We start from the raw sequence: 19728 nt of genomic DNA on the forward strand, positions 1-19728 counted from the left end.
GGCCGACCCGGTCGGGGCTGTCCGTCGCGGACCGACGCGCGCGCCCGCGCGGGCCTGCCGGGCGCTGTCCGGCTGCTTCGCCGACCCCGACAGAGAGTGACACATGATCGCGAATCTCGTGCCATCTGAGGTTCTGCGTGCCGGGCCGAGCGCACCGGGTGACGCAACGTCCTGCGGCGCTTCCGGATCGTCGGAGCCGCTCCTAACCTGAACCTGCCCGTGTCCCCAGGCGGGCCATGACGGCAGATCGCAACGGAGCTCCGCTCCTGGCGCATCGGCCGTCACGGCTTCCGGACGCGGCGGGATCGCCCGTCCGGAAGTTCGGGGGACAGGCGCGAAAGCGTCGGGCATGACGGACCACCTGCGCGAGGGCGCGGGTGGACGTGCGGGTGCTTCGGTCAGGGGAGACCGGGGCACCCGCGAATCCCCCTCGGCGTCACGCGCCGAACGAGGAAGGCAGCGCGCAGTAGTCAGCGAAGCGCCGCGTCGGAGCCGCCGGGTCCGTCACGTCGACGATCGCGCCGGCGATCGAGTGCGGGGACTCATCACCGGCGAGCTGCCACACGATGAAGTTCCAGATGCCCCTCGCCGTCGGGCTGAGCAGCGCTGCCGGGCCCGAGACGATCAGGACCGCCGCCGGATCGGAGCCGGTGCGGAACGGAGCGATCACGTCGCCGCGCAACGCCGCTTCATCGGCATCCGTGCTGTGCGCACGCTCCACGTGCTGCCCGGCGGCGATCAGCGCCGTCGCGAGGTCGTCCGCCGCTCGACGCGAGCGCTCGGCATCCGCTCCGGCGACCGCGATCAGTCGGCGCCCTCGCGGGTAGAGGTGAAGGAACTCGGACGAGATGTCGGACCACACGTCGCTCATGTTCTCAGGCTACGCCCGCTGGCGGCGGCGGGCTCCGGCGGTCCTCCGCATCACGCACGAGGAGCCCCTCGGCTGCCGATGGCGGCATCCGAGGGGCTCCTCGTCAGACTCTCAGGCCTTCTCGACGAGGAACCTGCTGTAGGCGCCGAGTGTGAGGAACGCCGGGAACTCCTCCTGCAGGGCGACGTCGCGGAACACCGAGGCGGCATCGTCGAACCTGTCGCCGTCGTGCCGGTCGACCTCGCCGAGGATCTCCGCGATCAGGCTTTCGACGTAGTCGGCGGTGATCGCGGTGCCGTCCTCGGTGGAGCGGTCCTGGTGGATCCACTGCCACACCTGCGAACGGCTGATCTCCGCCGTCGCGGCATCCTCCATCAGGTTGTCGATCGCCACGGCGCCGAGCCCTCGCAGCCATGCCTCGAGGTAGCGGATCGCCACCGACACGTTGTCGCGCACGCCCTGCGCGGTGATCGGCCGCCCGATGTGCAGGTCGAGCAGCTGCGACGCGGTCACCATGACCTCGGGGCGCTGGCGGCCGACCTGGTTCGGGTGGTCGCCGAGCACGGCGTCGAACTCCGCCAGCGCTGTGGGGATCAGATCGGGGTGCGCGACCCACGTGCCGTCGAAGCCGTCGCCGGCCTCGCGCTTCTTGTCGGCGGAGACCTTCTCGATCGCCCGCTCGGTCACCTCGGGGTCGCGGCGGTTCGGGATGAAGGCGCTCATGCCGCCGATCGCGTAGGCGCCCCGCTTGTGGCAGGTCTGCACGAGTAGCTCGGTGTACGCCCGCATGAACGGCACCGTCATCGTGACCTCGCTGCGGTCGGGGAGCACGAAACGCGCGCCGCGGCCGCGGTAGTTCTTGATGATCGAGAAGATGTAGTCCCAGCGCCCGGCGTTGAGACCCGCGCAGTGGTCGCGCAGCTCGTAGAGGATCTCGTCCATCTCGAAGGCCGCGGGCAGGGTCTCGATCAGCACGGTCGCGCGGACGGTGCCGTGCGGGATGCCGATGTACTCCTCGCTGAAGGAGAACACGTCGTCCCACAGCTTCGCCTCCTCGCTCGACTCGATCTTCGCGATGTAGAAGTAGGGGCCCCGACCGTTCGCGATGAGCTCCTGCGCGTTGTGGAAGAAGTACAGGCCGAAGTCGACGAGCGAGCCGGATGCCGCCGTGCGGCGCCCCGCGCGGTCGGTGAACTGCAGATGCTTCTCCGGCAGATGCCAGCCACGCGGACGCATCACGATCGTCGGTGTGCGCTCGGCGGTGACGTGGTACTCCTTGCCTTCGGGGGAGCGGAAGGACAGCTCGCCGCGGATCGCGTCGCGCAGCGACAGCTGCCCCTCGACGACGTTCTTCCAGGTCGGACTCGTGGCATCCTCCTGGTCGGCGAGCCACACGCGAGCACCCGAGTTCAGTGCGTTGATCGTCATCTTCGGGTCGGTCGGACCCGTGATCTCGACGCGGCGGTCCTCGAGACCCGGCCCCGCGCCTGCGACCCGCCAGTCGGCATCCGCGCGGATGTGCGCGGTGTCGTCGCGGAAGCGCGGGTCGTGGCCGTTGCCGATCTCGAACCGACGGCGCATCCGGTCGGCGAGCCGATCGTGGCGGCGCGAGGCGAATCGGTGGTGAAGCTCGGTGAGGAAGGCGATCGCCTCGGGGGTGAGGATCTCGTCGTAGCGGTCGCGCAGCGGACCGGTGACCGCGATCGCCGGACCCTGCTGCGTGGTCTGGATCGGAGCCGTGGTCGGGCTGGTGGTCGGGGGAGCGATGGGAGTGGTCATGATCGTGTGTCCTTCACAAGTGGCTCAGTGGAACTGCGCGGCTTCGGTGGAGCCGGCGAGGGCGAGGGTCGCGCTGTCGGGGTTGAGCGCGGTAGAGATGACGTCGAAGTAGCCGGTGCCCGCCTCGCGCTGGTGCTTGGTGGCGGTGTAGCCGTTCGCCTCCGCGGCGAACTCGGCCTCCTGCAGCTCGACGTACGCGCTCATGGCGCGTTCGGCGTAGCCACGGGCGAGGTCGAACATCGAGTGGTTCAGGGCGTGGAAGCCGGCGAGCGTGATGAACTGGAACTTGTAGCCCAGGTCAGCCAGCTCCTGCTGGAACGTCGCGATCTCGGCGTCCGACAGGTGGCGCTTCCAGTTGAAGCTCGGTGAGCAGTTGTAGGCGAGCAGCTTGCCCGGGAACTCGGCATGGATCGCGGCGGCGAACTCACGTGCCAGCTCGATGTCGGGTTCACCCGTCTCGACCCACAGCAGATCGGCGTACGGCGCGAAGGCGAGGCCTCGGCTGATGACCGACTCGATGCCGGGGCGGATGCGGTAGAAGCCCTCGGTCGTGCGCTCGCCGGTGGTGAACTGCTGGTCGCGCTCGTCGACATCGCTGGTGAGCAGGTCGGCCGCGAGAGCATCCGTCCTGGCGATGATCACCGTCGGGACTCCGGCCACGTCGGCGGCGAGACGCGCGGCGTTCAGGGTGCGGATGTGCTGCTGCGTCGGCACGAGCACCTTTCCGCCGAGGTGGCCGCACTTCTTCTCGCTCGCGAGCTGGTCCTCCCAGTGGATGGCTGCGGCACCGGCCTGGATCAGCGACTGCGCGAGCTCGTAGGCGTTGAGCGGTCCTCCGAAGCCCGCCTCGGCGTCAGCGACGATCGGCGCGAGCCAGTCCTGCGTGACATCGCCCTCGGCGTGCTCGAGCTGGTCCTGACGGATCAGCGCGTTGTTGATGCGACGCACGACCGCCGGCACCGAGTTGGCGGGGTACAGCGACTGGTCGGGGTAGGTCTGACCGGCGAGGTTGCCGTCGGCCGCGACCTGCCAGCCCGAGAGGTAGATGGCCTTGAGGCCCGCCCGCACCTGCTGCACCGCCTGCCCGCCTGTGTAGGCGCCCAGTGCCCGGACGTAGTCCTCGGTGTGCAGCAGGTTCCACAGGTTCTCGGCTCCGCGGTGCGCGAGCGTCGCGTCCTCGCGGACCGAGCCGCGGACGCGGATGACGTCCTCTGCCGTGTACGTGCGCTCGACGCCGTCCCAGCGGGGATCCGTCTCCCAGATCTCCCGGAGCTCGGCGGCCGTCTGAACCTGGTCCCCGGCGCGCAGCCCTGCGGGGCGGGGGGTGTGGTTCTGGGCGGTGTTCGTCATGGTGTCTCCTCCGTTGGATGCCCGGACCGTGAAGCCGGGTGGCGTGTTTCCACTGTGTGTGAAGTTCGCGCCCTTCGATGGCCGATCGGGGAGTGAAGATCAGCCGAAATTCTGTTTCTGTGACAGAATCGGCGGCATGAGCACTCCAGCGGTCGAAGAAGACGCCGACGCCCTCACGATCGGACGCCGCATCCGTCAGCTGCGCACGGCGCGCGGGATGACCCTCGACGACCTCGCGGCGGCGGTCGATCGAGCGCCCAGCCAGATGTCGATGATCGAGACGGGCAAGCGCGAGCCCAAGCTCACGCAGCTGCAGTCGATCGCGCGCGCTCTCGGCGTCACGATCGACGCGCTGCTCGAGGGCGAGCCGCTCGATGAACGCAGTGCGATCGAGATCGCCCTCGAACGGGCCATGAAGGGGCAGACGTTCCAGGCTCTCGGCATCGAGCCCTTCCGGATCGCGAAGAGCATGCCGACGGACGCGCTCAAGGCCCTGCTCGCACTGCACGGCGAGATCGACCGGCTCAAGGACGAGCGCGCGGCCACTCCCGAGGAGGCCAGGCGCGCGAACGTCGAGCTCCGCCACCTCATGCGGCGGCAGGACAACCACTTCGCCGATCTCGAGACGAAGGCGGCGGAGATCCTCGCGGCGGTCGGGCACCCTGGCGGACCCCTCACCCAGCGGACGGCTTCCGAGATCGCCGCGTACCTCGGATTCACCCTGCACTACGCCCCGGACCTGCCGCAGACCACCCGCAGCGTCGCCGACCTCGCGAACGGACGTCTGTACCTCTCGAGCAGCGTCCCGGCCAAGGGGGATGCCCGGACCGCGGTGCTGCAAGCGCTGTCCAGCCGCATCCTCGGTCACTCCGAGCCGCGCAGCTATGCCGAGTTCCTGCGCCAGCGCGTCGAGACGAACTACCTCACCGGGGCGCTGCTGGTGCCGGAGGCCCACGTCGTGCCGGCGCTGAAGGATGCGAAGACGCGCAGGGCGATCTCGATCGAGGATCTGCGCGACGCGTACTCGGTGTCGTACGAGACCGCTGCGCACCGATTCACGAACCTCGCGACGCGCCACCTCGACATCCCCGTGCACTTCCTCAAGGTGCACGAGTCGGGCACGATCACGAAGGCGTACGAGAACGATGACGTGAACTTCCCGACCGATCGCCTCGGATCGATCGAGGGGCAGATGTGCTGCCGCCGATGGACCAGCCGCGTGGTGTTCGACGAGGACGACCGCTTCAACCCGTACTACCAGTACACGGACACGGGCAACGGCACCTACTGGTGCACGGCCCGCGTCGAGGCGTCGAGTGAGGGACTGCACTCGGTCAGCGTCGGCGTGCGATTCGACGACACGAAGTGGTTCGTCGGCCGCGACACCCCGCATCGCGGAGTCTCGAAGCACTCGGTCGAGGTGTGCTGCCGCCGGGCGCCCGCCGACCTCGAAGATCGGTGGCGCGAGAACTCGTGGCCGAACGTCAGGACCCCGCGCACTCTGCTCGCCACACTGCCGACCGGGGCCTTCCCGGGCGTCGACACGACGGATGTGTACGAGTTCCTCGAGGCGCACGCGCCGCGCTGAGCGCCCGCACGCGCCGCGCTGAGCGCCCGCAGGCGGCGTGGATCCCGGTCGCCTTCCTGTCACGAGGAGGGGGTTGAGCGAACAACGAACACGTGTTAGGTTTTCGCAGGTCGGAGCGCCGCGCTCGGCGGCGCCGTTCTCGATGAGGAGACACGATGAAGCGATGGATGAGCACGCTGGCGACGATCGGACTCGTGACTGCGGGCCTGACGGTCGCCGGGCCCGCGACGGCCGGCGGTGGACGCCCCGGCACCGGTGACCTGAACCGCTGGGTGGTGGACACCTGGCACTCCCTCGACGCGATGACCGATGAGGAGACCGGCCTTCCCGCCGACAACGTGAGCGGCGACCTCGAGACGCCGAGCGCCTACACCTCGCCGACGAACATCGGCGGATACCTGTGGTCGACGGTCACGGCTCGCGACCTCGGAGTCATCAGCGACGAGGAGGCGCGCGATCGCATGTCGACGACGCTGGAGACGCTCGGAACCCTCGAGCGCAACGACGCCAGCGGCATGTTCTACAACTGGTACTCGCCGACGACCGGCGAGAAGCTCACGACATGGCCCGACTCGGGAGACCCGGTGCACCCGTTCCTCAGCACGGTCGACAACGGGTGGCTCGCCGCCGCACTGCGCATCGTCCGCGAAGCGGAGCCCGACCTCGCGCAGCAGGCGGACGCGCTGTACGACTCCATGGACTTCGCGGCGTTCTTCGACCCCGAAGGCGCGGCAGGACTCCCTGCAGGCACGAACCGCGGGGGCTTCTGGGATGCGGCTCCGCCGGAGTGCAGCGTCGAGGCGCCGATGTACAACGGCTCGGGGGAAACCGCGTTCTACACGTGCCACCACTACGACACGACCGTGAGCGAGAGCCGCATCGCGACCTACCTCGGCATCGCGAACGGTCAGATCCCGGCCACGGCCCTGTACGGCACGCATCGCACGATGCCTCCCGGGTGCGACTGGGCGTGGCAGGAGCAGCTCCCTCAGGGCGAGTACCGCACCTATGACGGCGTCGAGGTGTGGGAGGGCGCCTACGCATATGACGGGATGTCGTTCGTGCCGAGTTGGGGCGGCAGCATGTTCGAGTCGCTGATGCCCGACCTGCTCGTGCCGGAGACCACGTGGGGTCCGCGTTCGTGGAAGCTCAACCACCCGATCACCGTCGCCGTGCAGAAGCAGCACGGGCTGGACGAGGCCGGATACGGCTATTGGGGCTTCTCGCCCGCGAGCGACCCGTTCGGCGGGTACGCGGAGTACGGGGTCGACGTAGCCGGGATGCGGGCGGACGGGTACACCTCGGACGCGGAGAAGACCGACGTCGACATCGACAGGCCCGGATGCACCACGGGGACCGATCCCGCTCCGGAGTTCGGTGACGGGGTCGTGACGCCGCACGCCGCGTTCCTGGCGCTTCCGTACGATCGCACGGGCGCGCTCGACAACCTGCACGGCATCGAGACGGACCTCGGCGCCTACGGCCCCGGCGGGTTCTTCGACGCGGTGGCGGTGAAGAGCGGCACGATCGCCGAGCGCTACCTGTCGCTCGACCAGTCGATGATCATGGCCGCGATCGGCAACGAGCTCACGAAAGATACACTCAAGGACTACTTCGTGGATCGCGACATGGAGCAGCGCCTGCGGCCCGCCATGCGGCAGCAGGTGTTCGGCTCGTCGTGGGGAACGGGGAACGGCCACCACGGCTGAGGTCCGCGCTTTCGCGCCGAGAGACAGGACGGGCGCATGAGCACGGATGAGCAGCAGATGGCGGCGCGACGGCCTCGCGGTCCCTACGCCACCGGCCAGGCGCGCAGGCAGGCGATCGTCGACGAAGCGCTCGCGGTGTTCTCCCGCACGGGATTCCACGGTGGATCCCTGCGGGAGATCGCGAAGCGCGTCGGCGTGACGCCGACCGGCCTGCTGCACCATTTCGCGGGCAAGGAGGAGCTCTTCGCCGAGGTGCTCCACCAACGTGACGAGAAGGTGCGGGAGGCGGCGGGCGACCCTGCCGAGCACACCCTGATCGAACAGGCCACGCGCGTCGTCGCGCACAACCAGACCTCGCGGGGTCTCACCGCGCTCTACGCGATCGTCTCGGCGGAGGCCACAGACCCCGACCACCCGTCGCACGCCGACTTCGCCGCCCGATACCGCGAGCGCGCCGTGGCCGCAGAAGAGATCCTGCGGCGAGGTCAGGCCGACGGAGAGGTGCGCGAGGACATCGACCCCGCTCGGGCGGCCCGGCTGATCAGCGCGGTCATGGACGGCATCCAGCTCCAGTGGCTCCTCGACGATTCCGTCGACATGGTCCCGCTCTTCGAGGAATTCGTCGGACGCTACCTTCACCCCGCCGAACGACGGCCCGACTGAAGGGCGCGCGGATGGCGGAGGCCCGGCATCCGCCCACTCCGCCGGGCGGGGACCGCCGGCCGTTCGGTCGAGGACCCCGGTTCAGTCCCGTGCGGTCTGCAGCAGCGTCCACAGCTCGGCGCGGGCGGGGAACGACGACAGGTCGCTTCCCAGGAGCGCTCCGGCCTGGGCGATCCGCGACCGCAGCGTGTGGCGGTGCACGCCGAGTGCCGCCGCCGCAGGATCCGCCTTCGCATCGTGCTCGAGCCAGGTGCGCAGCGACCGTTCGAGGTCGCCGCCGGATCGCGCGTCGTGGTCGCGGATCGGCGCGAGTCGCGATTCGGCGACCAGTCGGGCCTCATCCGTGGCCAGTGCGCTGAGGATGCTGGATCCGGCGGCATCGGCGAAGTGGAACACCCCGGCGCCGGACTGCTGGCGCAGCGCCGCGAGCGCCTGTGCGTGGGCTCGGGAGAACGCGTCGTACGACTCGGAACCGGACGCGCCGATGCGGATGCCGAACCGGGTGGCGACCTCGTCGAGCAGTGCGTCATCGGCCATGGACAGGCAGAGCACCACGCCCTCGGATGATTCGGCGAGGAAGCTGGCGGTGCCGTGCTCGGCCCTGCGCCGATCCCACCAGTCGGCGAACGGGCCGGTCGGAGCATCCGCGGCGATCGCGACCACCACGGGTGCAGAGGGCATCGAGCCGAGGACCTTCCGCGCGAGGGACGGATCGTCGTCGAGCAGCGAGCTCAGCAGCTGCGAGTTCAGCCGACGCTTGCTGCGGGCGAGCTGGTCGCTCTGCTCGAGCGCGAGTCCGGCCATCGCGATCACCGACGTCACGACCGTGCGCGCCTCGGCGTCGAGCGCATCGACAGCCAACGCGATCACCCCCCGCAGGTGTCCGCCGCGCCCCACCGTGAAGAGCGTGAACGTCTGATCGTCGATCGTGAGCGACTGCCCGGCCTCGAGCCCACGGGTGAGGATCTCGGTGACCCGTTCGCCGAGCTCGGTCAGTCGTCCTGCAGTGACGGCCGATCGGGGGTGCGACAGCTGCAGGGCGCCGGACGCGTCGTACATTCCGGCCCAGACACCCAGACGGCGGCCGAGCTCTGCGACGGTCGCGTCGAGTCCGCGGGGGCGCAGCGCGGCCAGTGCGAGTGCGCGCTGGGTGTCGAGCGCCCACGACCTGCGGGCGTAGGCCTGCGCCGCGATCGCTTCGGAGTGCGCGCGGGCGACGGCGATGAAGGGCGTGCGATAGGGGACTTCGAAGAGGGGGATCCCGCGGCGTGCGCACTCGAGGATCAGCTCGTCGGGGATCGCGGCACGGTGCACGTCCGTGCCGAATCCGAGGCCGAGCACCCCGCGATCCGCCAGCCGCCCGACGTAGACGTCGAAATCGGTGCCGACGTCGAACTGGGTGCCCGTCGTCAGCAGTGCGAGGTCCTCGGCGAGGAACGGCGTCGGGTCGGCGAGGTCGGAGCTGTGCACCCACCGCAGGGGGCGATCGAGGGCGCCGTCCGGAAGGCCGTCCGCGTCCGAGATCAGCACGAGCCCGAGATCGCGGCGCCGGAAGAGAGCGCGCAGCGTGGGCTGTTCGGCGTCGTCCATGCGCTGCGGTCCTCTCGGCATCCGGATCAGCGCTTATACGGTCGGGCGATGATCTCTCCCAGATTGTACAGCCGGGCGAATGCGCCGACGTCGGATGCGGTCGTACGCTCACGGACATGGCTCTCCTCGACACCGCAGCTGTTGCAGTCCCGCTCGGCGGACCCGACCTCCCCCAGGAGCGTCGTCTCGTCACCGACCTTCCCGGCCCCCGCTCGGCCGAGATCCTCGCCCGCAAGGCCGATGCCGTCGCCGCCGGCGTCGGGCACACGGTTCCCGTCGCGGCCGTCGCCGCCGGCGGGGGAGTGGTCGTGGATGCCGACGGCAACTCGCTGATCGACCTCGGCTCCGGCATCGCCGTGACGACCGTCGGCAACGCGCACCCCAAGATCGCCGCAGCCGTGGCCGCGCAGGCCGCGCAGTTCACGCACACCTGCTTCATGATCTCGCCGTACGAGTCGTACATCGGTGTCGCCGAAGCGCTCAACCGCCTCACTCCCGGCGACTTCGCCAAGAAGAGCGCCCTGTTCAACTCCGGCGCCGAGGCCGTCGAGAACGCGATCAAGATCGCCCGCAAGCACACCGGTCGCCAGGCCGTCGTCGCCTTCGACCACGGCTACCACGGCCGCACCAACCTCACCATGGCGCTGACCGCGAAGTCGATGCCGTACAAGAGCGGCTTCGGCCCGTTCGCCCCCGAGGTGTACCGTGCGCCGATGTCGTACCCGTTCCGCGACGGTCTCGACGGCGCAGAGGCCGCCGCCCGTGTGATCCTGCAGCTCGAGAAGCAGATCGGCGCCGACAACCTCGCCGCCGTCATCATCGAGCCGATCCAGGGAGAGGGCGGCTTCATCGTCCCGGCGGAGGGCTTCCTCCCGGCGATCGCCTCGTGGTCCCGCGCGAACGGCGTCGTGTTCATCGCCGACGAGGTGCAGACCGGTTTCGCCCGCACCGGCCACATGTTCGCGAGCGAAATCTTCGGCATCGAGCCCGACCTCATCACGACCGCCAAGGGCATCGCGGGCGGTCTGCCCCTCGCCGCCGTCACGGGGCGCTCCGAGATCATGGACGCCTCGCACGCAGGCGGCCTCGGCGGCACCTACGGCGGAAACCCGATCGCCTGCGCTGCGGCGCTCGCCGCGATCGATGTGTTCGAGAACGACGGCGTGATCGAGCGCGCTCGCGAGATCGGCGAGATCCTCACGGCACGCCTCGGAGCCATGCAGGAGAAGGACGCCCGCATCGGAGACATTCGCGGCCACGGCGCCATGATCGCCGCCGAGTTCGTCGACCCCGAGACCAACGCGCCCGACGCCGCCCTCACCTCCGCGGTCGCCAAGGCCTGCGTCGCGCAGGGCGTCATCGTCCTGACGTGCGGCACCTACGGCAACGTCATCCGGTTCCTCCCACCGCTCTCGATCGGCGACGACCTCCTGAACGAGGGCCTCGACGTCGTCGCGGCCGCGCTCGCCGCCACCGCGGGCTGACAGACCAGCAGTCGCGGTTCGTCCGCGACTGCCACCACACGTCCGGCCGCGACGAGGATCGGGGGATTTCGAGTCGCGGCCGGCACAACCTTTCCAATGAAGGAGAAGCAGATGGCTGAGATCACTCGCGACGTGCTGATCGTCGGAGCCGGAGCCGCAGGGCTCACGGCGGCGAACGACCTGCGCAAGGCCGGCCTGTCGGTCGCCGTACTCGAGGCGCGTGACCGCGTCGGCGGACGACTGTGGACCGACGTCATCGACGGCGCCATGCTCGAGATCGGCGGCCAGTGGGTCTCGCCCGACCAGGACGCCCTGAAGGACACCATCGACGAGCTGGGGCTCGAGACCTACAGCCGCTATCGCGAGGGCGACAGCGTCTACGTCGGTCCGGACGGGCAGACGCATCGCTTCACCGGCGAGATGTTCCCGGTGTCCGCTGAGACCGAGGCCGTCATCGCCGAGATCACCGAGCGCCTCGACGCAATGGTCGCCGAGATCGACCCCGACCGTCCGTGGGAGCACCCGCTCGCGAAGGAATGGGACTCGATCACCTGGGACGCCTGGCTGCGTGTGCAGACCGACGATGACGAGGCCGTGCGCAATCTCGCCTTCGCCACCGGCTCCGCGATGCTCACCAAGCCGACGCACTCGTTCTCGCTGCTGCAGTCGCTGCTCATGGCGGCATCCGCCGGGTCGTACTCCAACCTCGTCGACGCCGACTTCATCCTCGACAAGCGGGTGGTGGGCGGTCTGCAGAAGGTGCCGCTGCTGCTCGCCGAGCGCCTGGGCGACGACGTCATCCTCAACCAGCCGGTGCGCTCGCTCGAATGGGGCGTCGACGGTGTGACCGCCACGACCGACGACACCACCGTGCGCGCCCGCTTCGCGATCCTCGCGCATGCTCCGGTGCTCTACAGCCGTATCGCCTTCGTCCCGCCGCTTCCCCGGCGCCAGCACCAGATGCACCAGCACATCTCGATGGGCTTCGTCATCAAGGTGCACGCCGTCTACGACCGCCCGTTCTGGCGCGAGCAGGGCCTCAGCGGCACCGCGTTCAGCCCGTACGAGCTCGCGCACGAGGCGTACGACAACACGAACCACGGCGACGAGCGCGGCACCCTGGTCGGCTTCGTCAGCGACCAGAACGCCGACGACCTGTTCACGCTGTCGGCCGAGGAGCGCAAGGAGCGCATCCTCGAGTCCCTCTCGCACTACTACGGCGACGAGGCGAAGAACCCGGTCGTCTACTACGAGAGCGACTGGGGCACAGAGGAGTGGACCCGCGGAGCGTACGCGGCGAGCTTCGACATGGGCGGACTCCACCGCTATGGCGCCGACCTCCGCTCGGCCGTCGGCCCCATCCACTTCGCGTGCAGCGACATGGCGGGCGCCGGATATCAGCACGTCGACGGCGCGATCCGCATGGGGCACCTCGTCGCCTCGAACATCGTCGAAGCGACGCGCGCCGCCGGCGACACCGCCGAGGTCGGCTGATGACCGGCGCGGTCGTCGTCGGCTACACCGCGACGGATGCGGGAGCGGATGCCGCAGCGCTCGGCGCGCGGCTCGCCCGCAGCCTCGGCGCGGTGCTGCACCTCGTGATCGTGCTGCCGTCGGAGGGCACCCGCAGCGCGGCCGTTCCCCCCGAGCGGGCGTATGAGGACCACATCCGCCGCCAGGCGAAGGAATGGCTCGAGGATGCGGTCGTCCGACTGCCGCAGGAGCTCACCCGCACGGGCCACGTGCGGTTCGGCGAGTCCTTCGCCGAAGGGCTGATCGCCGCAGGCGAGGAGTTCGGCGCCAGGCTGATCGTCATCGGCACGGCCGGCGGCAGCATCTTCGGCCGCCACCGCCTCGGCAGCGTCGCGTCGGAGCTGCTGCACTCGTCGACCATCCCCGTCGCGCTCGCCCCTGCGGGCACCGCGGACCAGGACGATCACGTGCTTCCTCGCGTGACGGCCGCGGTCGGCAACCGCGCGGGTGCCGACAACCTCCTCGACGAGGCCGCCGCGATCGCGACCGAGTCCCGTGTCGGCCTGCGCCTCGTCTCGCTCGTGCCCTTCGACGTGCCGCCCGGTCTCGACACCGGCGCGATCCGCGTGGTCGGCGACGCGCACGCGAACGACGTGCTCGAGGTCGCCAAGAGCCTGCTGCCCGACGAGCTGAAGGCCGAGGTCGAAGAGGCCCCCGGCGACACCGTCGAAGATGCCGTCGCGAACCTCTCGTGGCTCCCCGGCGAGGTCGTCCTCGTCGGCTCCAGCCGCCTGGCGCAGCCGCGCCGCCTGTTCCTGGGCTCGACCGCAGCGAAGATGCTGCACGAACTGCCCGTTCCCATGATCGTCGTCCCGCGCACCCGCGCCGAAGCAGGAGTCCGCTGATGAGCAGCACGAACCGGGCGACGGAGCCCGCATCCGGTGTGACGACCGGCATCTCGCAGAAAGGGCTGAGCGCGGGTGCCGTCGGAGTGCTCGGAGCCGTCGTCATCGGCGTCTCGACCATCGCGCCGGCCTACACGCTCACCGCATCGCTCGGCCCGACGGTCGCCGTCGTCGGCACCCAGGTGCCCGCGATCATGCTCGTCGGCTTCATCCCGATGCTCCTGACCGCCTTCGGCTACCGCGAGCTCAACCGCATGATGCCGGACTCCGGCACCTCGTTCACGTGGGGAGTGCGGGCGTTCGGGCCGTGGATCGGCTGGATGACGGGCTGGGGCCTGATCGCCGCCACCGTCATCGTGCTGTCGAACCTCGCCGGCATCGCGGTCGAGTTCCTCTTCCTGCTGATCGCCCAGCTCAGCGGCAACCCCGAGATCGCCGACCTGGCGTTCAACCCGATCATCAACGTCGTCGTGTGCCTGCTCTTCATGCTCGGCGCGACGCTCGTGTCGTACCGCGACATGCAGACGACGCAGAAGTTCCAGTACATCCTCGTCGGCTTCCAGGTGCTCGTGCTCGTGGTCTTCGCCACCGTCGCGATCGTCAAGGCCGTCTCCGGAGACGCTCCCGAGCCGACCCCCTTCTCGTGGTCGTGGTTCAACCCGTTCGAGGTTCCGTCCTTCAGCGCCTTCGCCGCAGGGCTCTCGCTGTCGATCTTCATCTTCTGGGGCTGGGACGTCGTCCTCACCATGAACGAGGAGACGAAGGACCCGGCCAAGACGCCGGGGCGCGCCGCGATGGTCACGGTCGTCGTCGTCGTCGCCCTCTACCTGCTGCTGGCCATCGGCCTCATCATGTTCGCCGGCGTCGGCACGGGCGACTACGGGCTCGCGAACGAGGACATCTCGGCGAACGTGTTCTTCGCGCTCTCGGATCCGATCCTCGGACCGCTGGCGTTCCTGGTCTCGCTCGCGGTGCTGTCGAGTTCGGCGGCCTCGCTGCAGTCGACCGCAGTCGGACCCGCTCGCACGCTGCTGGCGATGGGGCACTACGGCGCCCTGCCCAAGAAGTTCGCCCGGGTCAGCCCGCGGTTCTTCACGCCGGGCTACTCGACGATCGTGTCGGCCGTCGTCGCATCCGTCTTCTACGCCGTGATGCGCCTCGTCAGCGAGAACGTCCTCACCGACACCATCCTGTCGCTCGGCATGATGATCTGCTTCTACTACGGCCTCACCGCGTTCGCGTGCGTCTGGTACTTCCGCAAGCAGTGGTTCGACTCCGCCAGGAGCTTCTTCTTCACGTTCCTGTTCCCGCTCGTCGGCGGTGCGATCCTCGCCGTCCTGTTCGTCACGACGCTCATCGACTCGATGGACCCCGCGTACGGCAGCGGATCGAACATCGGGGGCCTCGGACTCGTGTTCGTCCTCGGCGTCGGCATCATCGTGATCGGCATCGTCATCATGATCTGGCAGTCCATCAAGCGCCCGGCGTTCTTCCGCGGCGAGACCCTCAGCATGGATGCTCCCGCGAGCAACCGCCGGCGCTGACGGAATCCCGCGGCACCGGCATCCCATCCTCCCCACAGAAAGAGATTCCATGAGCACTCAGACTGAGCAGGCGCTGCTCGACAGCATCCCCACCGGCCTCTTCATCGGGGGAGAGTGGATCGACGGCGAGACCGGGGGCACGTTCGACGTGAAGGACCCCGCGACCGGTGCGGTCATCCGCACGATCGCCGACGCGACACCGGGTGACGGCATCCGCGCGCTGGATGCGGCAGTCGCCGCGCAGGACGCATGGGCCGCGACCGCACCTCGCACCCGCAGCGACATCCTGCGCCGGGCATTCGACCTCGTGCAGGAGCACAAGGAGGATCTCGCGCTGCTGATGACCCTCGAGATGGGCAAGCCGCTCGCCGAGGCGCGCGGCGAGGTCGGCTACGGCGGCGAGTTCCTCCGCTGGTTCAGCGAGGAGGCCGTGCGCATCAGCGGTCGCTACGGCATCAACCCGGAGGGCACCGGCCACATGGTCGTCTCGCAGCGGCCCGTCGGCCCCTCGTTCTTCGTGACGCCGTGGAACTTCCCGTTCGCGATGGCCACTCGCAAGATCGCGCCGGCGCTCGCCGCCGGCTGCACCGTGGTGATCAAGCCCCCGGCACTCACGCCGCTGACGACGATGTTCTTCACGTCGCTGCTCGAGAAGGCCGGCCTCCCCGCCGGTGTCGTGAACGTGGTGCAGACCTCCAAGTCGTCGGCGCTCTCGGCCCCGATCATCGCCGACCCGCGCCTGCGCAAGCTGTCGTTCACCGGTTCGACGGAGGTGGGCCGCAAGCTCATCGCCCAGGCCGCTGAGGGCGTGCTGCGCGTGTCGATGGAGCTCGGCGGCAATGCGCCGTTCGTCGTCTTCGACGATGCCGACCTCGACAAGGCCGTCGACGGCGCACTGGCCGCGAAGTTCCGCAACATCGGCCAGGCGTGCACCGCTGCCAACCGCTTCATCGTGCACAAGGACGTCGCCGAGGAATTCGGCCGCAAGGTCACCGAGCGCGTCAACGCGATGAAGATCGGCCGCGGCACCGAAGAGGGCGTGGCCATCGGCCCGCTGATCGACGAGGATGCCGTCGCGAAGGCCGGCGAGCTCGTCGACGACGCCGTCGAGCGCGGCGCGACCCTGCTCGCGGGTGGCAAAGCCGTCGAGGGCACGGGCACCTTCTACGAGCCGACCGTGCTCACCGACGTGGTGGCGGGCTCGGCGATCCTCCGCGAGGAGATCTTCGGCCCGGTGCTGGCGATCGCGACCTTCGAGGACGAGGACGAGGCCGTCCGTCTCGCCAACGACACCGAGTACGGGCTGGTCTCGTACGTGTTCACCGAGAACCTGCAGCGCGGGCAGCGGATGATCGACCGGCTCGAGACCGGCATGATGGGTCTCAACGTGGGCGTGGTGTCGAACGCCGCAGCCCCCTTCGGCGGCGTCAAGCAGTCCGGCGTCGGCCGCGAGGGCGGTCTCGAGGGCATCCACGAGTACCTGTCCACCAAGTACACGCTGATCCCGGTCTCCTGACCGGTCGGCCAGAGGAGGAGAGAACATGACCGATTACGCCGTCATCAACCCCGCCACCGGAGAGACGCTGGCGTCCTTCGACACGTTCACGGATGCGCAGATCGAGGCGGCTGTCGCGGCCGCCGACGAGGCGCACCGCGAATGGTCCCGGTCCTCGACCGTGGCTGAGCGCGCAGCGCTCCTCCGTCGCGCCGCCGAGCTGCACCGCGAGCGCCGCGAGGAGCTCGCCGACGTCTTCGTGCGCGAGATGGGCAAGCCCCGCGAGGCCGCCCTCGGAGAGGTCGACTTCGCCGCCGACATCGCCGAGTACTACGCCGACCAGGCCGAGGCCATCATGGCCGACCAGCCGATCGCGATCCTCGGCGAGGGCTCGGCGATCGTGCGCCGGTCGTCGCTCGGACCGCTCGTCGGCATCATGCCGTGGAACTTCCCGGCCTATCAGATCGTCCGCTTCGCTGCGCCGAACCTGATCGTCGGCAACACGATCCTGCTGAAGCCTGCTCCGCAGTGCCCGGAGTCGTCGACCGCGATCGAGGCGATCTACCACGACGCCGGATTCCCGACGGGCGCGTACCAGAACGTCCTCGCGACCAACGAGCAGATCGCCGACATGATCGCCGACCCGCGCGTGCAGGGCGTCTCGCTCACCGGCTCGGAGCGCGCAGGCGCAGCGGTCGCCGAGATCGCCGGACGCAACCTCAAGAAGGTCGCGCTCGAGCTCGGCGGGTCCGACCCGTTCATCGTGCTCTCGACCGACGACCTCGACGCTACCGTGCAGGCGGGCGTCGACGCGCGTCTCGACAACAACGGCCAGGCGTGCAACGGCGCGAAGCGTTTCATCATCGTCGACGACCTGTACGACTCGTTCGTCGAGAAGTTCACGGCCGCGATGGCATCGGTGCAGGCGACCGACCCGACGCTCGACGACACCGTGCTCGGCCCGGTCTCGTCGGAGACGGCGGCGGAGAACCTGCAGAAGCAGATCGACCAGGCCGTCGAGCAGGGAGCGACGCTGCTGACCGGCGGCACCCGCGACGGGGCGTTCTTCGCCCCGACCGTGCTCGCCGACGTGACGCCCGACATGAACGTCTACCGCGAGGAGCTCTTCGGCCCCGCGGCGGTCGTCTACCGGGTCGCCGATGAGGATGCCGCTGTCGCCCTCGCGAACGACACGACCTTCGGGCTCGGCTCGTACGTCTTCACGACCGATGCCGAGCAGGCCGAGCGTGTCGCCGACAACATCGAGGCGGGCATGGTCTACGTCAACCTGGTGCTGGCCGACAGCCCCGAGCTGCCGTTCGGCGGCATCAAGCGCAGCGGCACGTCGCGTGAGCTGGGTCACCTCGCCGCCGACGAGTTCGTCAACAAGAAGCTGATCCGCATCGGCTGAGCGACTCTCCCTGATGGGGGCGGATGCCACGGCATCCGCCCCCATCGTCGTCTCCGCAGTGCGGCATCCGGAGAGCGGATGTTCGACGGATGCCGGATCCCTCCGCAGCACCCGGGCGTAGGTTGGAAGCATGGCAACCGTCGCAGCGAACATCGTCAAGACCCTCCGCGCCAACGGGATCGACCGTGTCTACGGCCTCCCGGGCGACTCCCTCAACGGGTTCACCGACGCCCTCCGGAAGGACGGCGGCATCCGCTGGGTGCACGTGCGGCACGAGGAGTCCGCGGCCTTCGCGGCGGCGGCCGATGCGTCGCTCACGGGTGAGCTCGCGGTGGTCGCCGGTTCGTGCGGTCCGGGCAACCTGCACCTGATCAACGGACTCTTCGACGCGAACCGCTCGCGGGTGCCGGTGCTGGCGATCGCCGCGCACATCCCCACCACCGAGATCGGCACCGGGTACTTCCAGGAGACCCACCCGCAGGAGCTCTTCCGCGAGTGCAGCGTCTACGTCGAGTACGTCGCCGACCCCAAGCAGATGCCGCGCCTGTTGGAGATCGCGATGCGCGCCGCCATCGAGCAGCGCGGGGTCGCGGTGCTCGTGATCCCGGGCGACGTCGCGCTCTCGGAGATCGCCGACGACCGAGCCGTGGTCATCGAACGCTCCCACCCCGTGATCGTGCCGAGCGGAGACGAGCTCGCGCGCGCCGCGACGCTGCTCAACGCCTCGAAGAAGACAACGATCCTCGCAGGCGCGGGTGTCGAGGGGGCTCACGACGAGGTCATCGCACTCGCCGACCGACTCGGTGCGCCGATCGTGCACGCGCTCCGGGGCAAGGAGTTCATCGAGTACGACAACCCGTTCGACGTCGGCATGACGGGGCTGCTTGGCTTCGCCTCCGGCTACCGGGCGATGGAAGCCGCCGACACGCTGCTGGTGCTGGGCAGCGACTTCCCCTACGAGCAGTTCTATCCCGAGCACGCCACGACGATCCAGGTCGACATCCGCGGCTCGCAGCTCGGCAGACGGCATCCGCTCGATCTGGGTCTGGTCGGCGACGTCGGCGCGACCGTCACGGCGCTGCTGCCGCGACTCGCCGAGACGAACGACCGCGGTCACCTCGACGACTCCACCGCGCACTATCGCAAGACCAGGGCCAAGCTCGACGACCTCGCGACGCCGACCAAGGCGGGCCGCCCCATCCATCCGCAGTACCTCGCCCGGCTGCTCGATGAGCAGGCCGCGGATGACGCGATCTTCACCGCCGACGTCGGCTCGCCCACCGTGTGGGCCGCCCGCTATCTGTCGATGACCGAGAACCGACGCCTGATCGGCTCGTTCACGCACGGGTCGATGGCGAATGCGCTGCTTCATGGCATCGGCGCGCAGGTCTCGCATCCGGCTCGTCAGGTGGTCGCGCTCGCCGGCGACGGAGGGCTCGCGATGATGCTGGGCGAACTGCTCACGCTCACGCAGAACAAGCTGCCCGTGAAGACCGTCGTCGTGAACAACTCGTCGCTGAACTTCGTCGAGCTCGAGATGAAGGCCGCGGGCTTCGTCAACTACGGCACCGCGCTCGACAACCCGAGCTTCGCGGCCATCGCCGAGGCCATGGGGATCTTCGCCCGTCGGGTCGAGAACAGCGAGGACCTGCCGGATGCCGTCCGCGAGGTGCTCGCGCATGACGGCCCTGCGCTGCTCGACGTCGTGACCGAGCGCCAGGAGCTGTCGATGCCCCCGGCCATCGAGGCCGAGCAGGTCAAGGGCTTCGCTCTGTACGCGATCCGCACGGTGATGTCGGGCAAGGGAGACGAGCTGCTCGACCTCGCGCGGGCCAACTGGCGTCAGTTCCTCTGAGTCAGCAGTTC

At 69.4% G+C, this 19728-nt stretch carries 14 protein-coding genes; 10 read left to right on the forward strand and 4 right to left on the reverse strand.

The genetic code is table 11. The annotated features are described in order from the left end of the window. Positions 1-436: 436 nt before the first annotated feature. From AB0P11_RS08495 to aceA, 3 genes are all read right to left on the reverse strand, one after another. A complete protein-coding gene (locus AB0P11_RS08495; RefSeq protein ID WP_363521229.1) occupies positions 437-871 on the reverse strand; it encodes a hypothetical protein in 435 nt (144 codons plus the stop codon). Between the two features lie 111 nt (positions 872-982). Further along, the gene (gene aceB / locus AB0P11_RS08500) at positions 983-2650 is read right to left on the reverse strand and encodes a malate synthase A (RefSeq protein ID WP_363521232.1); all 1668 of its coding nucleotides are present in this window, start codon (positions 2648-2650) and stop codon (positions 983-985) included. Positions 2651-2674: 24 nt separating this feature from the next. Beyond that, positions 2675-4000, reverse strand: a complete 1326-nt coding sequence (gene aceA / locus AB0P11_RS08505; RefSeq protein WP_056279769.1) for an isocitrate lyase — start codon at positions 3998-4000, stop codon at positions 2675-2677. 136 nt (positions 4001-4136) lie between these two features. Between aceA and AB0P11_RS08510 the strand changes: the two genes are divergently transcribed. The 3 genes from AB0P11_RS08510 (at position 4137) to AB0P11_RS08520 (ending at position 7960) form a co-directional block, all read left to right on the forward strand. Then, positions 4137-5588, forward strand: coding sequence for a helix-turn-helix domain-containing protein (locus tag AB0P11_RS08510; protein WP_363521235.1), 1452 nt, complete (start codon positions 4137-4139; stop codon positions 5586-5588). 155 nt (positions 5589-5743) lie between these two features. Beyond that, complete coding sequence (locus tag AB0P11_RS08515; protein WP_363521238.1) at positions 5744-7297, forward strand: glucoamylase family protein; 1554 nt, start codon at positions 5744-5746, stop codon at positions 7295-7297. 36 nt (positions 7298-7333) lie between these two features. Continuing rightward, positions 7334-7960 carry a TetR family transcriptional regulator gene (locus AB0P11_RS08520; RefSeq protein ID WP_363521241.1) on the forward strand — a complete coding sequence of 209 codons (627 nt, stop codon included), beginning with the start codon at positions 7334-7336 and terminating at the stop codon, positions 7958-7960. Between the two features lie 81 nt (positions 7961-8041). Here AB0P11_RS08520 and AB0P11_RS08525 read toward each other — a convergent pair whose 3' ends face one another. After that, on the reverse strand, positions 8042-9550 hold the full coding sequence (locus AB0P11_RS08525; RefSeq protein WP_363521244.1) for a PucR family transcriptional regulator ligand-binding domain-containing protein: 1509 nt from the start codon (positions 9548-9550) through the stop codon (positions 8042-8044). 116 nt (positions 9551-9666) lie between these two features. On the opposite strand from AB0P11_RS08525, the gene gabT reads away from it, so the two are divergent. The 7 genes from gabT (at position 9667) to poxB (ending at position 19717) form a co-directional block, all read left to right on the forward strand. Beyond that, complete coding sequence (gabT, locus tag AB0P11_RS08530; RefSeq protein WP_363521247.1) at positions 9667-11034, forward strand: 4-aminobutyrate--2-oxoglutarate transaminase; 1368 nt, start codon at positions 9667-9669, stop codon at positions 11032-11034. 111 nt (positions 11035-11145) lie between these two features. After that, positions 11146-12528 (forward strand): NAD(P)/FAD-dependent oxidoreductase, encoded by a 1383-nt coding sequence (locus tag AB0P11_RS08535; protein ID WP_363521250.1) that lies wholly within the window; start codon positions 11146-11148, stop codon positions 12526-12528. Then, entirely contained in the window at positions 12528-13412 is an 885-nt protein-coding gene (locus AB0P11_RS08540; protein ID WP_053097452.1) for a universal stress protein, read from the forward strand. The genes AB0P11_RS08535 and AB0P11_RS08540 overlap by 1 nt, the downstream gene beginning before the upstream one ends. After that, positions 13412-14956 carry an APC family permease gene (locus tag AB0P11_RS08545; protein ID WP_056279777.1) on the forward strand — a complete coding sequence of 515 codons (1545 nt, stop codon included), beginning with the start codon at positions 13412-13414 and terminating at the stop codon, positions 14954-14956. Before AB0P11_RS08540 ends, AB0P11_RS08545 begins: the two co-directional genes overlap by 1 nt. A 49-nt stretch (positions 14957-15005) precedes the next feature. Next, positions 15006-16472, forward strand: coding sequence for an NAD-dependent succinate-semialdehyde dehydrogenase (locus tag AB0P11_RS08550; protein ID WP_053097450.1), 1467 nt, complete (start codon positions 15006-15008; stop codon positions 16470-16472). A 25-nt stretch (positions 16473-16497) separates the two neighbouring features. Continuing rightward, a complete protein-coding gene (locus AB0P11_RS08555) occupies positions 16498-17862 on the forward strand; it encodes an NAD-dependent succinate-semialdehyde dehydrogenase (protein ID WP_056279780.1) in 1365 nt (454 codons plus the stop codon). A 130-nt stretch (positions 17863-17992) separates the two neighbouring features. Continuing rightward, on the forward strand, positions 17993-19717 hold the full coding sequence (poxB, locus tag AB0P11_RS08560; RefSeq protein WP_187250345.1) for a ubiquinone-dependent pyruvate dehydrogenase: 1725 nt from the start codon (positions 17993-17995) through the stop codon (positions 19715-19717). The last annotated feature ends 11 nt before the right edge of the window (positions 19718-19728 follow it).

Origin of the sequence: Microbacterium sp. NPDC079176 (assembly GCF_040686675.1) — a bacterium.
Lineage (GTDB): Bacteria > Actinomycetota > Actinomycetes > Actinomycetales > Microbacteriaceae > Microbacterium.

Excerpts from the sequence above, each read along its gene's own strand:
- aceA (WP_056279769.1), bottom strand. The coding sequence starts at position 4,000 with ATGACGAACACCGCCCAGAACCACACCCCCCGCCCCGCAGGGCTGCGC.
- AB0P11_RS08515 (WP_363521238.1), top strand. The coding sequence starts at position 5,744 with ATGAAGCGATGGATGAGCACGCTGGCGACGATCGGACTCGTGACTGCG.
- gabT (WP_363521247.1), top strand. The coding sequence starts at position 9,667 with ATGGCTCTCCTCGACACCGCAGCTGTTGCAGTCCCGCTCGGCGGACCC.
- AB0P11_RS08510 (WP_363521235.1), top strand. The coding sequence starts at position 4,137 with ATGAGCACTCCAGCGGTCGAAGAAGACGCCGACGCCCTCACGATCGGA.
- poxB (WP_187250345.1), top strand. The coding sequence starts at position 17,993 with ATGGCAACCGTCGCAGCGAACATCGTCAAGACCCTCCGCGCCAACGGG.
- AB0P11_RS08535 (WP_363521250.1), top strand. The coding sequence starts at position 11,146 with ATGGCTGAGATCACTCGCGACGTGCTGATCGTCGGAGCCGGAGCCGCA.
- AB0P11_RS08525 (WP_363521244.1), bottom strand. The coding sequence starts at position 9,550 with ATGGACGACGCCGAACAGCCCACGCTGCGCGCTCTCTTCCGGCGCCGC.
- AB0P11_RS08550 (WP_053097450.1), top strand. The coding sequence starts at position 15,006 with ATGAGCACTCAGACTGAGCAGGCGCTGCTCGACAGCATCCCCACCGGC.
- AB0P11_RS08555 (WP_056279780.1), top strand. The coding sequence starts at position 16,498 with ATGACCGATTACGCCGTCATCAACCCCGCCACCGGAGAGACGCTGGCG.
- AB0P11_RS08540 (WP_053097452.1), top strand. The coding sequence starts at position 12,528 with ATGACCGGCGCGGTCGTCGTCGGCTACACCGCGACGGATGCGGGAGCG.
- aceB (WP_363521232.1), bottom strand. The coding sequence starts at position 2,650 with ATGACCACTCCCATCGCTCCCCCGACCACCAGCCCGACCACGGCTCCG.
- AB0P11_RS08520 (WP_363521241.1), top strand. The coding sequence starts at position 7,334 with ATGAGCACGGATGAGCAGCAGATGGCGGCGCGACGGCCTCGCGGTCCC.
- AB0P11_RS08495 (WP_363521229.1), bottom strand. The coding sequence starts at position 871 with ATGAGCGACGTGTGGTCCGACATCTCGTCCGAGTTCCTTCACCTCTAC.
- AB0P11_RS08545 (WP_056279777.1), top strand. The coding sequence starts at position 13,412 with ATGAGCAGCACGAACCGGGCGACGGAGCCCGCATCCGGTGTGACGACC.